Raw genomic sequence first — 13,788 nt, forward strand, 5'->3', positions numbered from 1 at the left:
GATGACCAATCCGACCAAGGCCAAGGGAATGCTCCTCTTGGCGCTCCTTTCGCTGCCGTGCCAGTTGCACGCAGCACCCCCCCAGTATGAAATCGACCTGAAGGAGTTGGACCGGCAAAAGCCTGCCCCAGCCCCGAAACCGGCAAAGAAAGAGGCTCCGGCCCAAAAGCACACCCCGGTTAAAAAGGAAGCACCCGGGGAGACTCCTCGTCCCGCCAAGGGAGCAGCACCTTCCAGTGCTTCCGGGGAGTACGTCCGCTATACGGTAAAGCCGGGGGACCACATCTTCAAGATCCTCATGGTGAACTTCGGGATGTCCAACGAGGCCGCGGAACGGTTGACACCTGAGATCGTGCGGATCAACAACATCAGCAACATCAAGGCGCTGACGGTGGGACGCACCCTGCTGATACCCGCACAGGGAAAGCAGGCAACAAGCGGACACCATCCCAGGAAAGAGAAACACAAGGAAAAGCCTCGGACCGCCGCCCCCGAGGCTAAGACATCCCACGAGAAAGCGCCTGCCGCGCCGTCGGCCCCTGCCCCGCAGGCACCCGAAGCGGCACCGAGGGCTCCGGAGCCTGCACCGAGGGCACCTGAACCGGCACCTGCGCCTCGCCCTGCTGAGCCTGCACCTGCCGCACCCGCGGCGAAACCTGCTCCGGCTCTTGTTCCCGTTCCGGCTCCTGCTGTAAAGGCTCCCGCTCCCGCTTCTGTTCCCGCACCGGCAGCGCCGGCCGCAGTACCGGCTCCTCCTGCTGTGCCGCAGGCTGCCACCTGGGTCTGCCCCGCGGCCAAGAAAAACACGGCAGCCATCGTCGACTCGCTGCTCAACGCCCTCTCGACCTCCTGGAGCAAGAGCAAAATCATCCACTCCGGCAGCGGCGCCCCCACTACCTTCAGCATCAGGGTGGACCGCTACTTCGAGTACAAGGGCGCACGCTACGTCATCAGCATCGGTGAAAGCGACCCGTACAACTACACCCTGATCAGGCTGCTTGAGGCGGCAGGGTACCGCGTACTCATGCTGAGCGGAGGCGAGGACTTCAAGACCACCTCTGAGAAGCTGTTCAAGCTCGTGGGCATCGAACCGGCGTTCGGAAATTATCCACTGTCAGGGGGTAATCAGGCGGCGGGCTACCTGCTCCAGCAGGAAGACGCGGGGGGGAGACGGGTGTTGCTTACGGAAGGCGCGCCGCCCCCGGGGCACAAGTGGGTGCTGCCCCTCGGGTGCGGCCCGAAATAGGATGGCCTGAATTACGGAATGGGGGATGCTGCCGCGTCCCCCTGCTCCATGCCGGGGTCCCCGGCACTGGGGGCCAGCGAGTTCTGCTGGATGTTGCCGGGAAGCGCGCTCTGCAGAGACGACTCTGCCAAGGAAGGAGTTTCCTCCTTCAGCACCTCTTTCGGGGACGGGATCGCCCCTTTCACCTTCACGGTGAATTCCTCCCCTTTTCCCTTGGCTGCATCGTCGACCCAGCCCTCAACCTTGTCCCGTACCAGATCCTCGATCCTCCTGTTGAGCGGCGTATAGGCCGCTTCCTGCTTCAACGGCTTCACGCGCTGCAACTGGTCGAACACCTTCTTGGAATATTTGTCGCGCTTGTCGGGGGTCTGACTGTTGTAGCAGCCGATGGCCTTCCAGGTGTAGCCGTACTTCTCCATGCACATGGACAGTATCCAGGCCCCGGTCTTCACGCTGTTGCACGGGTCGCCGAGCGAATTCCAGCGCCCCTTGCCGATGGTGGGAGCCCAGATGGAGTTGATCTGCATCAGCCCGAAATCGTAGGAACCGTTGGTGTTGTAGTTGACGGCGGCGGGGTTGAAATTGGATTCGACCTTGGCTATGGCGCGTAGGATCTGCGGATTGATGCCGTATTGCTGGCCGGCCTCTTCGAAACAGAAGGCGGAAGCATCGTTTGCCAGCGCCAGGTTCAAGGCGGCAACCGCAAGAAGCAGTTTGGCTTTACCTGTCATCGGGACCTCTTTTGGGGATGTAGGGTCATCTGCAGGAGGCTTGCTGGGGTGAGTTTACCTGCGGATATCAGGCCGGGCCTCCGTTCGCGGCCGGGCACAATCCGGCCAATAATACCTTTTCCGGCTGATGATGTCACCAGCTAATATGCCAAACCGCCGCACCTTGCCGCGCGGCGCTTCCGGCCACCCCCCGGGGGCAGAAGGAGCAGCTGATGAGAATGAACCTGAGCGAGCTGGAAATAAGGATCCTTGGGTGCCTCATGGAGAAGGAGCTGTCCACTCCCGAGATCTATCCCCTGACCCTCAACGCCTTGGCAAGCGCGTGCAACCAGAAATCAAACCGCGATCCCGTGATGTCGGTAACCGAGGCCGACCTGCTGCGCGGCTTGGAAGCGCTGGGCGCACGAGGCCTCGCGAGGCTCACCACGACCGGAGGACGGGTCGCAAAGTACTGCCATTCGGCAGCCGACAACTTGAGGCTTGCCGCCGCCGAGCGTGCAGTACTGGCAGAACTGATGTTGCGGGGGGCCCAGACTCCGGCCGAGTTGCGCAGCCGCGGCGAGCGCATGACCGAAATGGGTGACATCGATACGGTTGAGGAGACCCTGCGGAAGCTGCAGCAACACGGCCCCCCCCTGGTGGTGAGGCTGCCGCGCCAACCCGGGCGCAAGGAGCAGCGTTACCTCCAGGTCTTCGGGGGGTTGCCTGAGTTCCCCGACGAGCCGGACCTATCGGAGGAGATGGAGCCGCCGGCAGGCCCGAGAGCGGCTGTCGGGCGCCCCGCGGCAGGAAACGAGCGGCTGGAGCGGCTCGAGGAAGGCATAGGTTCGCTGCGGCAGGAGATCGCCGCACTGCGCCGGGAGGTGCAGGAGATGATGGAGGCCTTCGCCTAAGCTCCAGACCTCGTTCCCAAGGTCCACCTTGGGAGCGCAAAGCCCATCGAAGCTCCAGGTTCCTCCGGCATGCAAAGCTCTAGCTTTGAGCCGCGTTGGGTTCCTAAGCTGGAGCTTGGCAACCCGGCAAAAGCAGGCAAAAAAAGAAGGCCCGGCATCTCTGTCGGGCCTTCTTTTTTCTGTAACGGTGCAGCTTCCTACTAGATCAGGCCATGTGCGACCATCGCCTTGGCGACCTTGATGAAGCCGGCGATGTTGGCGCCGTTCACGTAGTTCCCGGGGGTGCCGTACTCTTCTGCGGTCTGATAGCAGGTGTCGTGGATGTTCTTCATGATCTGCGCCAGACGCTGCTCGGTGTATTCGAAGGTCCAAGCGTCGCGGCAAGCGTTCTGCTGCATCTCCAGAGCGGAGGTGGCCACGCCGCCTGCGTTGGCGGCCTTACCCGGGCCGTAGGCGATATTCGCCTCGAGGAACACCTTGACCCCTTCGGGAGTGGTCGGCATGTTGGCGCCTTCGCCGACCGCAATGCAGCCGTTTTTGACCAGGGTCGCTGCGTCCTTGCCGTTGATCTCGTTCTGGGTCGCGGAAGGCATCGCCACCTGGCAGGGGATATCCCAGATCTTGCCATTGGCGATGTACTTGGCGTCCTTGTGGTACTTGGCGTAGTCCTCGATGCGGCGGCGCTCCACTTCCTTGAGCTGCTTGATCAGGTTGAGGTCGAGCCCTTTCTCGTGGTAGATGACGCCGTTGGAGTCGGAACAGCTGACGCACTTGCCGCCCAGCTGGTGGATCTTTTCAATGGTGTAGATGGCGACGTTGCCGGAGCCGGAAACGGAGCAGACCTTGCCGTCGAAGGATTCTTTGCGCACCTTAAGCATCGCATCTACGAAGAAGGTGGCGCCGTAGCCGGTCGCCTCGGTGCGCACCAGCGACCCGCCCCAGTCGAGGCCTTTGCCGGTGAGGACGCCGGGCTCGTAGCGGTTGGTGATGCGCTTGTACTGGCCGAACATGTAGCCGATCTCGCGTCCGCCCACCCCGATGTCGCCCGCGGGAACGTCGGTGTGCTCGCCCAGGTGACGGTACAGTTCGGTCATGAAGCTCTGGCAGAAACGCATGATTTCGTTGTCGGACTTCCCTTTGGGATCGAAGTCGGAGCCGCCTTTGCCGCCGCCGATCGGAAGACCGGTCAAGGAGTTCTTGAAGATCTGCTCGAAGCCGAGGAACTTGATGATACCGAGGTAGACCGAGGGATGGAAACGCAGGCCGCCCTTGAAGGGGCCGAGGGAGCTGTTGAATTCGACGCGGAAGCCGCGGTTGATGTGCACGTTCCCTGCGTCGTCCTGCCAGGGCACTCTGAAGATGATCTGGCGCTCCGGCTCGCAGATCCTCTGGATGATCTTGCGCTCGGCGAATTCCGGGTGCTTCACCAGCACCGGTCCGAGGGACTCGAGGACCTCGCGTACCGCCTGGTGGAACTCTACCTCACCGGGGTTGCGCTTGAGTACTTCCTGGAAAACCGGCTCTACTTTCTCGTCAATCAGTGGCGACATACTACCTCCTAGTGGCATGGTAAGAGTGTTTTGGTCACTCTTTAATCAGTTTCACACTGCCGGGGGAAGCTCCCCCGTCAAGTGCCACATTTGTATGCACGTGCTGAACCATTTTTGTGCAGCTATGCCTGAAAAAGATGCAGTCAATTGTTACCCCGCCGATTTATTTGACAATTTTTCAGGAGACGTTGAGATGCCCTGCTTCCTTTTTGTGCAAAACCGGATCCTACCGTTTACATTTACAACACAACTAATGTCAGTTTTTACTCAAATACAGGTACGACGGCAGGGCAAATAGGGCAGGCGCAGATAAAAAAAGGGGGGTGCCGCAATAAACGGCACCCCCTTTTTCTCGTGGCGATGGCGAGGCTAGTTGGTGAACATCAGTTTGCGTTCCAGGTCCATGGAGTGGGAAAGCCGCTTGGCGTCCTCCATGGTGATCTGCTCCTGCTCGTGTAACTGGATCAGGTGCTGGTCGAAGGTCTGCATCTGGTACTGGCTGCGGCCGTTCTCCATGTGCGCCTCGATCTCGTCCAGCCTCCCCTCCCTGATGCAGCTTTGGATGGTGGTGGTGGCGCGCATGATCTCGAGGACCGGAAGGATCGCCTCGCCGGTCTTGTTCATCACCAGGCGTATCGAGACGGTGGCGACCAGGATGTCCGCAAGCCTTTGGCGCACGATCTCCTGGGCGTCGGGAGGGAAGTGCCCGACGATCCTGTTGATGGTCGATACCGCACCCTGGGTGTGCAGGGTGGAGAGAACCAGGTGGCCGGTCTCGGCCGCCATCAGGCAGGATTCGATGGTGGCGGTGTCGCGCATCTCGCCGACCATGATCAGATCCGGGTCCATGCGCAAAGCGGCTTTTACCGCAGAACTGAAGCTGTCGGTGTCGATCCCTACCTCGCGCTGGATGATGCAGCTCTTCTCGGACTTGAACAGGAATTCGATCGGGTCCTCGATGGTGATGCAGTTGTAGGCGAGGTTTTCGTTGATGTAGCGCAGTATCGAGGCGAGGGTGGTCGATTTGCCGTTGCCGGTCGGGCCGGTCACCAGGATGAGTCCGTTGGGTGCCTTGGCGACCTCCCCAAGCACCGCCGGCAGGCGGAGTTCTTCAAAGGTGCCGATGTTGGCGGGAATGACCCTCATGATGATGCCGAAGTGCCCGCGCTGCTTGAAGATGCTGACCCGGAAGCGCGCGCCGCTCGGCAGGGAGAAGGAGGTGTCGAACTCCTTCTGGTCGGCCTCCCAGCGGCGGTTGTTGTGTGCCATGATCTGCGACGCGATGAATTCCGTATCCTCGGAGGTGAGGCTGGGGAGCTTGGAGCGTATGATCTGTCCCTTGCCGCGGAAGAACGGGGGATTGTCCACCTCGAAATGCACGTCGGAAACCTTCTTGCTGAAGGCTATTTCAAGTATTTGGACGAAGATCTTGGAATCCATGGCCCCCCCCTGTAACTGAATGGATGACATCGAAACTTGGTTCTTATTTTTGCGCGCACCTTTTGCGATAGAGCACGTTGTCTATGATGAGCCCCGCGTGTTGGGAGAGTATCTCGAGCAGCTGCAGTTGAGGATCGCCCCCGGCGCTGGAGCCGAAATCGGCGTAGATGACGGCTATGACCCTGCCGAAACTCCTGACCGGAAGCAGGAGGATCCTGCTGCTGGCGGGAGCCCCGATGGCGGAGAACATGGTCTCGCGCACGGCGCGGTCGGCGTCGCCGTAGTAGCTCTCTCCCTCCAGCGCCTTTTGATACAGGTCGGGCTCGCCGGTCGGGATGCGCAGCTTCACCGAGGTGACGGCGCCCGTGTCGCTCGCTCCGATGGCGCGTTCGGCGATCAGTTCGGAGCGCACCACCACCAGGGTGACCCCGCGCTTGAAAAAGCCGCAGGCCGCCTGCAGCAGCGCAAAGGTTACCTCCGGCGGGTCGCGCTGCTCCGAAAGGGCCAGAAAGCTGCTTCTGAACCTGGGCAACAGCGCGAGCCCGGGCTCCTCGCTGCGCTTTTCCAGGTAGCCGGCCAGGGCCCGGCAGCTCTCGATGGTATCGGCGATGAAGCTCCCGGCGCGCTCCTTCCTGGTGGCGCGGGGCAAAAACGCACTGGCTCCGGCGTCGAACGCGCGTGCGAAGAGCGCGTAGTCGCCGGGGGAGGCGAGAAGGACGATGGGGAGGTCGGGATGACGTTCCCGTCTTTGCTGCGAGAACGCGAGCAGAGCAGCGCCGTCACCCGGCTCGCCGGCATCCACCAGCAGCAAGGGAAGGCGCTGCCTGGAGAGGGCCTGGTCGAGGACCGCATCGACATGGGAAGGATCGTCGGTCGCGCAGAGAAAGCTTGCGCCGCAGACGGCGGCCACGCATTCGCGCAGCACCTTGTCGGTGGCGTAGAGCACCACCCCGGTCCCCGCGAAGGCCCCCTCCTGCGGCTGCGGCAGCTGCTCCAGGTAGCGGAAAAGCAGCTGCTGTTCCTCCACGGGGATTCCCGCCAGCTCGTCCCGGAGCCTGTTGGACGGGGTGTCGGGGAGCTCCTCGGCCAGGGGGGCGAAGTGCTGGGGGATGCGCCTTTCCAGCTCGTCCAGTTCCTCCAGCCCCAGGTCGACGGCGGATATCTCAGCGGCGCCGGCGGGCGCTTCCGGCATCGGGGGCTCTGCGGTGCCGAACATGGCCTCGGGGGTGAGGGTGCCGTCGCGCTTACGCTCGTCGTAGATGCGCAGGGCGTCCATCAGCAGGTTCTGCGTGTTAAGGTGGATCTCCTGCTTGACCTGTTCGGGGAAGTAGCGGTAGTCGTCGGAAACGACGGACTCGTTGACGTCGAGGGAGAAGGTCCCCTTGGTCCAGGTGAGGACCTCGACGATGGTCATTTCGATCAGCGCTTCGAGTCCCTTGTAGGCATCCGAAGTCTTGACCCCCCCCCCCTCGATCAGGGTCTGGATGATCGGCTTGCGCTGCGAGCCGGCGGACCTCTGCTCCTTAAGCGCCAGATCGAGGTCCTCTTTGGTGATCAGCCCCATGTCGAGCATGATCTGGCCGATCCTGACGCTGTTGTTCACGTGATTCGCGCTCACCACGAACCCGTCCACAAAGGCCAGCTGGCTCTCACCCTTGGCGCTTTTCAAGGTCAAGGTGCCGGACTTGCCGGTCGCGTGCAGCAGCTGGATCACGTCGACTATGGGCAGGTGCTCTAAATCGCCGTCAAATGACATGCAGGTACCCTTATATTGGCTGGTGTTGCGGGTATGAAGAACCTTCGGCTTTACTTTCGGGGGCCGAGCCCGGGAAGGCTCTTCTCCCCTACGGCTGCCAAGGCCCCTGGTAAGCGGCGTGATATTAGCATGCGTAAAGGGTCAAGTAAACCGAAACTGCTCGGGTTTTTGGCAGGATGGGCAGACGCGGGGGGCGCGGCAGGCTCAGGCAGCCTCGAGCTCGCCGGTATGGCTCAGCCAGGCGAGCGCCAGGGCGAGCACCCCGGCTACACCTCCCATGGTGAGCCTGGCGCTGGTGTAGTGTGAGTTCCGCTCGGCGAGGAAGGCGAGGAAGTCGTCCCGCTGCGCCACCATCCGCTCCAGGTACCTGCCGTCCTCCCGGACCGTCCTCAGTCCGCTTCTGCCGCCGCTTTTCAAAGTGGTGCTGTCTTCCACCGTCTGCATCAGGCGCCCCAGCATGGCGAAGACGGCGCTGCCGCGGTTGCCGCTGGCGACCTCGCGCCTAAACACCGGGAGCGCCTGTTCGAACAGGGAGGGGAGGCCGGCCAAGGCCTCCTCCCTGATCCCTCCGCCCTGGAAGCGGTTGCGCACGCGGGTGGAGGAGCCGGGCTCGCCGTGCTCGAAGAAGCGCGCGGCAAGGGCTGCGATCGACGCGCGCAAGGCGGTCTCGTCCCGGCTAGGGGCGCAGGCGCTGGCGCAGATGAGAAGCCCGCCGAGAAAGATGTACCCCTTGTGGCAGCTGCTGCCGATGGCCCGCTGCACCGCCCGCTCGGCTGCGGCGCCAAGGCGCACCTGCTCGGCCAGGTCCGCACCGCCGGCTACAGCCTGGCTCAGGTCGAGCAGGTACAGGGCCACTACCTTGAGGGACTCCTCCATTATCGCGATGTCGAGGCCGGGGAGCGGCCCGCTGTCGGCAAGGTCGACGAGCCCCGGCTTCGGGGTCAGGTAGAGCTCCATGAACGCGCCGCGCACCAGGTTGTGGGCCAGCTTTTCCAGATAGTTACGCATTTCACCTCGGGGTCAGTCGCCGGTTGGTATCTTGAGCGCGCTATCTTAGCACCTTTTCCGGCGCCAAATAAGCCTGTATACGATATCCGGCCTCGACCATGTCCCCCTGGGTACCGGTGCCGGCGCCAACCCTGCTTCAGGAACTATCTCGACAGGGAGTCAATCGGGTCGCGGCGGGAAAACTTTATAAATATTTCCTTCTTAGCGAAGCGCCGGCCCGCGACTCCCCGCCGGCAAAGGCTCCTTTGCACAATAACCTTGAATTCATAGGTGGTTCTAGGATAATCTCGCTCTGGCATCCTGCTGCAGGCCCTGCCCTTGACACCCAGATGCACCGCCCCGGAAGCTCACCTTCCCCGCCGCGGGGGAAACGCTCTCGCCACCCCCGCCGTACCGAACCTTCCAAGGCACCACGCCCCGCCTCTGCCGGGCGCATCCGACCACTGGAGAAACACAGAACTTATGGAAACCTATAAGGCGCAGCCCCGGCAGCAAAACCGCAGACTGAAGCAGCGATCGGGAGGCAAAGTCCTCCTCGCCGCCTTCGCGACCGTTTCAACCATCCTGTTTCTCGCCTTCATCGGCTATTTCTTTTACCTTCTGGGAGCGCTCCCCAAGGTGGACCGTCTGGCGGACTACCGCCCGCCCATCCTTTCCCAGGTCTACGGCGCCGACGGCACCCTGGTGGGGGAATTCTACCTGGAGCGGCGCACGGTGGTCCCGGTAGACAAGATGCCCAAGCGGCTGATCCAGGCCTTCGTCTCCGCCGAGGACTCGAACTTCTACCAGCACAAGGGTATCGATTACGTCGGCATCGCCAGGGCCGCCTTCAAGAACCTGGTTTCCATGCGCAAGAAGGAGGGGGCCTCCACCATCACCCAGCAGGTCGCCAAGTCGATGCTGCTCACCCCGGAAAAGAAGTTCTCCCGCAAGCTCAAGGAGGCGATCCTCGCTAAAAGGATGGAGGAGCGGCTCTCCAAGGACGAGATCCTCTACATCTACCTGAACCAGATCTACCTCGGGGCGGGGGCCTACGGCGTGCAGCTTGCGGCCGAGACCTACTTCGGCAAGGAAGTCGAGAACCTGAACCTCGCGGAGATGGCGATGCTGGCCGGGCTCCCCAAGGCCCCCAACAGCTACTCCCCCATCAAGCACCTGGACCGGGCCAAGGAGCGCCAGGCGTACGTGCTGGAGCGGATGGTGAAGGAGGGGTACATCACTCAGGCCGAGGCGCAGTACGCCAAGGCGACCCCTATCGTGATCCAGCCGCTCAAGAAGGTGAACGCGGAGCAGTCGGCCTACTTCCTTGAGCAGGTGCGGCAGCAGCTGGTGCAAAAGTACGGCGAGGAGCGGCTCTACAAGGACGGCCTCAAGATCTACACCACCATGAACGGAGAGATGCAGAAGGCGGCCTATACCTCGGTCGTGAACGGCCTGAAGGCGGTGGACAAGCGCCAGGGGTTCCGGGGGGCCGCGAAGTACCTCCAGGAAGCAGAGGTGGAGCCTTTCTGCAAGAAGGTCGAGGACGAGATCGACGACCTCTCCCTGAAGGAGGGGAGCGTCTACCAGGGGGTGGTGACCGGCGTGGACCCAGCGAAACGCGAGCTCACCGTGCAGGTGGGGGAACGGACCGGGACCGTCCCCAGGAAAAACATGGAATGGGCCGGGAAGCTGGAGCTGATCCCCAGGTTCGGAAAGCCTGAGGCGAAGCGCGCCATCGGCCTTGGCGCCGTTTTGGAGCTGCAGGTGAAGGTGCCGGATCAGAACAGGACCGGGGCGGTGTTCGCGCTGGACCAGGTCCCTGAGGCGCAGGCGGCGCTGATAGCCCTTGACCCGTTGACCGGGGGGGTGCGCGCCATGGTCGGGGGGTACGACTTCAAAAAGAGCCAGTTCAACCGCGCCATGCAGGCCAAGCGGAATCCGGGCTCCGCGTTCAAGCCGGTCATCTACGCCGCCGCTTTGGACAACGGCATGACCACCGCAAGCGTCATCGACGACTCCCAGGTCGAATACGAAAGCGGTGCGGAGAAGGCCTGGAAGCCCAAGAACTACGACAACGTCTACCGCGGACCGGTCACCATGCGCGAGGCGCTCACCGAGTCGATCAACGTGGTGAGCGTGAAGATCCTGGAACAGATCGGGGTGGGAACCGCCATCGAATACGCCAAGAAGATCGGGATCACCTCTCCCTTGGCCAGCAACCTGACCCTCGCCCTCGGTTCCTCCTCGGTGACCCCTATCGAGCTCACCAGCGCCTATGCCGTGTTCGCTTCCGGCGGTTACCGGACCACCCCCTACTTCGTCACCAAAGTGCTCGACCGCGAGGGGAACGTGCTCGAGGAGACGGCGGAGCCGAAGATCCCCGTCTTCAGCCGCATGTCGTCTGCCGGCGAAGGGGGTGAGAACCCGGCGCCAGGCGAGGATGGGGAAGGAGCGGCACAAAAGCCCGCCGAAGCCGTCTTGAACTCGGCCACAGGGGGGGGCTTTCCGGTGATCCCGCCTGAGACCGCCTTCATCATGACCAACCTGATGCAGAGCGTCGTCACCAGCGGCACAGGCGGCAGGGCGCGCGCCGTGGGGAGGCCGGTCGCCGGCAAGACCGGGACCACCAACGACATGAAGGATGCCTGGTTCGTGGGATACGTGCCGCAACTGGTGGCGGGGGTGTGGGTAGGGTACGACCAGGAGCGGAGCCTGGGAGCCGGAGGGTCGGGGGGCCAGGCGGCAGCGCCGATCTGGACCGACTTCATGCAGCGCGCCCTCGCCGGCCTTCCGGTGAAGTCGTTCCCCACCCCGGGGAACGTCACCTTCGCCCTCATCGACCCCCGCACGGGGCATCTGGCACGCGAAGGGACCCCCGGCGCGGTGCAGGAATGTTTCATCGCCGGGACGGAACCGACCAGCTACGGCGCCGAGCCGCAGGCCGATGCGGGCTCCGCCCCGTAACATGCTGTTTTCACTGCGCTTAAGCAGACATGGCTCGGAAGTAAAAGGCGACGGCGGCAGCGCCGCGAAGGTGCGCCAGGCGCGGTTTCACGGCTCCCGCCGGAGGCTAAAACCGCTCCAGTTCTGGAAAAAAAGGGGTTTATTCCAATAAAACCCTTGCAAACTGCGAATATATGATTATAGTGACCCTAATTTAATCCAGCCAAGGAGGGTCTCACATGACTAAAGCAGAACTGGTCGAAGCAGTGGCAAAGTCCGCAAACATCCCCAAAGGCGCAGCTGAGAAGGCCGTCGGTGCATTCATCTCCAGCGTCAGCGGCGCATTGAAGAAGGGAGACAGGGTAACCCTGGTCGGCTTCGGCAGCTTCGAAGTGGCCTCCCGTCAGGCCCGTACCGGCAGGAACCCGCAGACCGGCAAGGAAATCAAGATTGCCGAAGCCAAGGTGCCCAAGTTCCGCCCCGGCAAGGCTCTCAAAGACGCCATCGCCGCCAAGAAGAAGTAGCACCGGACCAGAAGAGACGTGCCCCTCCGCGACTGTCGCACCGTCCCCGGCACGCACAGAAAACCCCGCTTATGCGGGGTTTTCTTTTTAGTAGAGGTATACGCTTTGGCCAAAATAAAAGCTTGCCTTATACGGATGGCTGTAGTAAAGCTGTTTGCCTGACTGACTCAGTTCCATCAGGGGGCATCCCCCTTCCCATCGATCCAACCCCTTCGCATTCAGGTTAATCCCCACAAGAAATGCGGCAGCAGCTATGGTTGGCGACGATGTTTGGTTTGCCGGTCATAAGGCGTGTTGCCGTTTCAGCTTTTAATTGCTTCGCGACAAATGCTGTCGCAGCGGCCCTCTCACGCCCAACACTTCACCGACCCTTTTGCAAAAAGAGCCGACCGCCGCCCCCGGGGATCTTCGGGCTGTGTCGCCGTGCGCTTTTGCCAAAAAAGGGAGCAAAGGAATCACATGTCTTTTGAAACTCTGAACCTCTCCGCACCCATCCTCAAAGCAATCCAGGCCTGCGGCTACACGCAGCCCACCCCGATCCAGGCGGAGTCGATTCCGCTCGCGCTCTCCGGGCGCGACCTGATCGGCAGCGCACAGACCGGGACCGGCAAGACCGCGTCCTTCGTGCTCCCCGCGCTGGAGCGCCTGCTCACCCCGTCGCCGGCGCGCGGCAAGGGCCCGAGGATCCTGGTGCTCACCCCGACCCGCGAACTGGCCATCCAGGTGGTGGACGCGGTGAGAAGCTACGGCAAGTTCATGCGGGTGCGCTGCGGTTCCATCCTGGGCGGGATGCCCTACCGCGACCAGATGATGCTCCTGGCCCAGCCGGTCGACATCATCGTGGCAACCCCCGGGCGCTTGATCGACCACCTGGACCGCCGCTCCATCAACTTCTCCAGGCTGGAGATGCTGGTGCTGGACGAGGCGGACCGCATGCTGGACATGGGCTTTTCCGAGGACGTGGACCGCATCGCCGACGCGGCCCCCGCCGAGCGCCAGACGCTCCTCTTCACCGCGACCATGGACGACGCCATGGCGAAACTGGCCCAGCGCCTGCTCAAGGACCCGGTCCGGGTGGCGGTGGAAGGGACGGAAGTCGCCAACCTGCAAATCGAGCAGCGCCTGCACGTCACCGACGACATGCGCCACAAAAACCGCCTGCTGCAGCACCTGGTTTCCGACGCAAGCGTCACCAAGGCGATCATCTTCTCCGCCACCAAGAAGGACGCCGACCAGCTTGCCTTCGAGCTCTACTCCCAGGGTCACGCCGCGGCGGCCTTGCACGGCGACATGTCCCAGGGAGCACGCAACAAGACCATCACCAACATGCGCCGCGGCAAGGTGCGCCTGCTGGTAGCGACGGACGTAGCGGCTCGCGGCCTGGACGTTACCGGCATCAGCCACGTCATCAACTACGACCTCCCGAAATTCGCCGAGGACTACGTGCACCGCATCGGCAGGACCGGCCGCGCCGGTGCTACCGGCATCGCCATCTCCTTCTGCTCCATGAACGAGGTCGTCTACCTCGACCGCATCGAGCGCTTCACCGGGAAGAAGCTGCCGATGCACGTGGTCGAAGGTTTCGAGCCGACCCGCCCCCTGAGGAGAGGGAACAGCGGTGCGCCCGGCGCGAGGAAGGGGCGTCCCTCCTTCGATCCGCGCAAGAAAGGGTTCGCCCCCAAAGGGCGTTCCGACCAGGGGCGTTCCGACCAGGG

10 protein-coding genes are annotated in these 13,788 nt (G+C 62.7%); 5 read left to right on the forward strand and 5 right to left on the reverse strand.

The genetic code is table 11. The features are described from left to right. Window position 1 precedes the first annotated feature (1 nt). A complete protein-coding gene (locus K419_RS0115775) occupies window positions 2-1,246 on the forward strand; it encodes a LysM peptidoglycan-binding domain-containing protein (protein ID WP_026842432.1) in 1,245 nt (414 codons plus the stop codon). A gap of 11 nt (window positions 1,247-1,257) precedes the next feature. Here the strand turns inward: K419_RS0115775 and K419_RS0115780 are convergent, their stop codons facing one another. Further along, window positions 1,258-1,977 carry a lytic transglycosylase domain-containing protein gene (locus K419_RS0115780; RefSeq protein WP_026842433.1) on the reverse strand — a complete coding sequence of 240 codons (720 nt, stop codon included), beginning with the start codon at window positions 1,975-1,977 and terminating at the stop codon, window positions 1,258-1,260. 212 nt (window positions 1,978-2,189) lie between these two features. Here K419_RS0115780 and K419_RS0115785 point away from each other — a divergent pair, with 212 nt between their 5' ends. Then, window positions 2,190-2,870, forward strand: a complete 681-nt coding sequence (locus K419_RS0115785; protein WP_026842434.1) for a YceH family protein — start codon at window positions 2,190-2,192, stop codon at window positions 2,868-2,870. A 200-nt stretch (window positions 2,871-3,070) separates the two neighbouring features. Here K419_RS0115785 and gdhA read toward each other — a convergent pair whose 3' ends face one another. The 4 genes from gdhA to K419_RS0115805 form a co-directional block, all read right to left on the reverse strand. Then, window positions 3,071-4,420 carry an NADP-specific glutamate dehydrogenase gene (gdhA, locus tag K419_RS0115790; protein WP_026842435.1) on the reverse strand — a complete coding sequence of 450 codons (1,350 nt, stop codon included), beginning with the start codon at window positions 4,418-4,420 and terminating at the stop codon, window positions 3,071-3,073. Between the two features lie 369 nt (window positions 4,421-4,789). After that, window positions 4,790-5,860 (reverse strand): type IV pilus twitching motility protein PilT, encoded by a 1,071-nt coding sequence (locus K419_RS0115795; protein WP_026842436.1) that lies wholly within the window; start codon window positions 5,858-5,860, stop codon window positions 4,790-4,792. A gap of 43 nt (window positions 5,861-5,903) precedes the next feature. Beyond that, window positions 5,904-7,616: a DUF4388 domain-containing protein gene (locus tag K419_RS0115800; RefSeq protein WP_026842437.1), complete on the reverse strand. Its 1,713-nt coding sequence runs from the start codon at window positions 7,614-7,616 to the stop codon at window positions 5,904-5,906. Window positions 7,617-7,820: 204 nt separating this feature from the next. Continuing rightward, on the reverse strand, window positions 7,821-8,624 hold the full coding sequence (locus K419_RS0115805; protein WP_012528629.1) for a triphosphoribosyl-dephospho-CoA synthase: 804 nt from the start codon (window positions 8,622-8,624) through the stop codon (window positions 7,821-7,823). A gap of 462 nt (window positions 8,625-9,086) precedes the next feature. Here K419_RS0115805 and K419_RS0115810 point away from each other — a divergent pair, with 462 nt between their 5' ends. The 3 genes from K419_RS0115810 to K419_RS0115820 form a co-directional block, all read left to right on the forward strand. Beyond that, complete coding sequence (locus tag K419_RS0115810; protein ID WP_026842438.1) at window positions 9,087-11,570, forward strand: penicillin-binding protein 1A; 2,484 nt, start codon at window positions 9,087-9,089, stop codon at window positions 11,568-11,570. Between the two features lie 218 nt (window positions 11,571-11,788). Beyond that, window positions 11,789-12,073: an HU family DNA-binding protein gene (locus K419_RS0115815; RefSeq protein ID WP_012528627.1), complete on the forward strand. Its 285-nt coding sequence runs from the start codon at window positions 11,789-11,791 to the stop codon at window positions 12,071-12,073. 459 nt (window positions 12,074-12,532) lie between these two features. Further along, the coding region (locus K419_RS0115820; RefSeq protein ID WP_026842439.1) for a DEAD/DEAH box helicase at window positions 12,533-13,788 on the forward strand (1,256 nt) is incomplete at its 3' end.

Origin of the sequence: Citrifermentans bremense R1, assembly GCF_000426865.1 — a bacterium.
Taxonomy (GTDB): Bacteria; Desulfobacterota; Desulfuromonadia; order Geobacterales; family Geobacteraceae; genus Geomonas; species Geomonas bremensis.

Excerpts from the sequence above, each read along its gene's own strand:
- K419_RS0115810 (WP_026842438.1), top strand. The coding sequence starts at position 9,087 with ATGGAAACCTATAAGGCGCAGCCCCGGCAGCAAAACCGCAGACTGAAG.
- gdhA (WP_026842435.1), bottom strand. The coding sequence starts at position 4,420 with ATGTCGCCACTGATTGACGAGAAAGTAGAGCCGGTTTTCCAGGAAGTA.
- K419_RS0115775 (WP_026842432.1), top strand. The coding sequence starts at position 2 with ATGACCAATCCGACCAAGGCCAAGGGAATGCTCCTCTTGGCGCTCCTT.
- K419_RS0115805 (WP_012528629.1), bottom strand. The coding sequence starts at position 8,624 with ATGCGTAACTATCTGGAAAAGCTGGCCCACAACCTGGTGCGCGGCGCG.
- K419_RS0115780 (WP_026842433.1), bottom strand. The coding sequence starts at position 1,977 with ATGACAGGTAAAGCCAAACTGCTTCTTGCGGTTGCCGCCTTGAACCTG.
- K419_RS0115795 (WP_026842436.1), bottom strand. The coding sequence starts at position 5,860 with ATGGATTCCAAGATCTTCGTCCAAATACTTGAAATAGCCTTCAGCAAG.
- K419_RS0115815 (WP_012528627.1), top strand. The coding sequence starts at position 11,789 with ATGACTAAAGCAGAACTGGTCGAAGCAGTGGCAAAGTCCGCAAACATC.
- K419_RS0115785 (WP_026842434.1), top strand. The coding sequence starts at position 2,190 with ATGAGAATGAACCTGAGCGAGCTGGAAATAAGGATCCTTGGGTGCCTC.
- K419_RS0115800 (WP_026842437.1), bottom strand. The coding sequence starts at position 7,616 with ATGTCATTTGACGGCGATTTAGAGCACCTGCCCATAGTCGACGTGATC.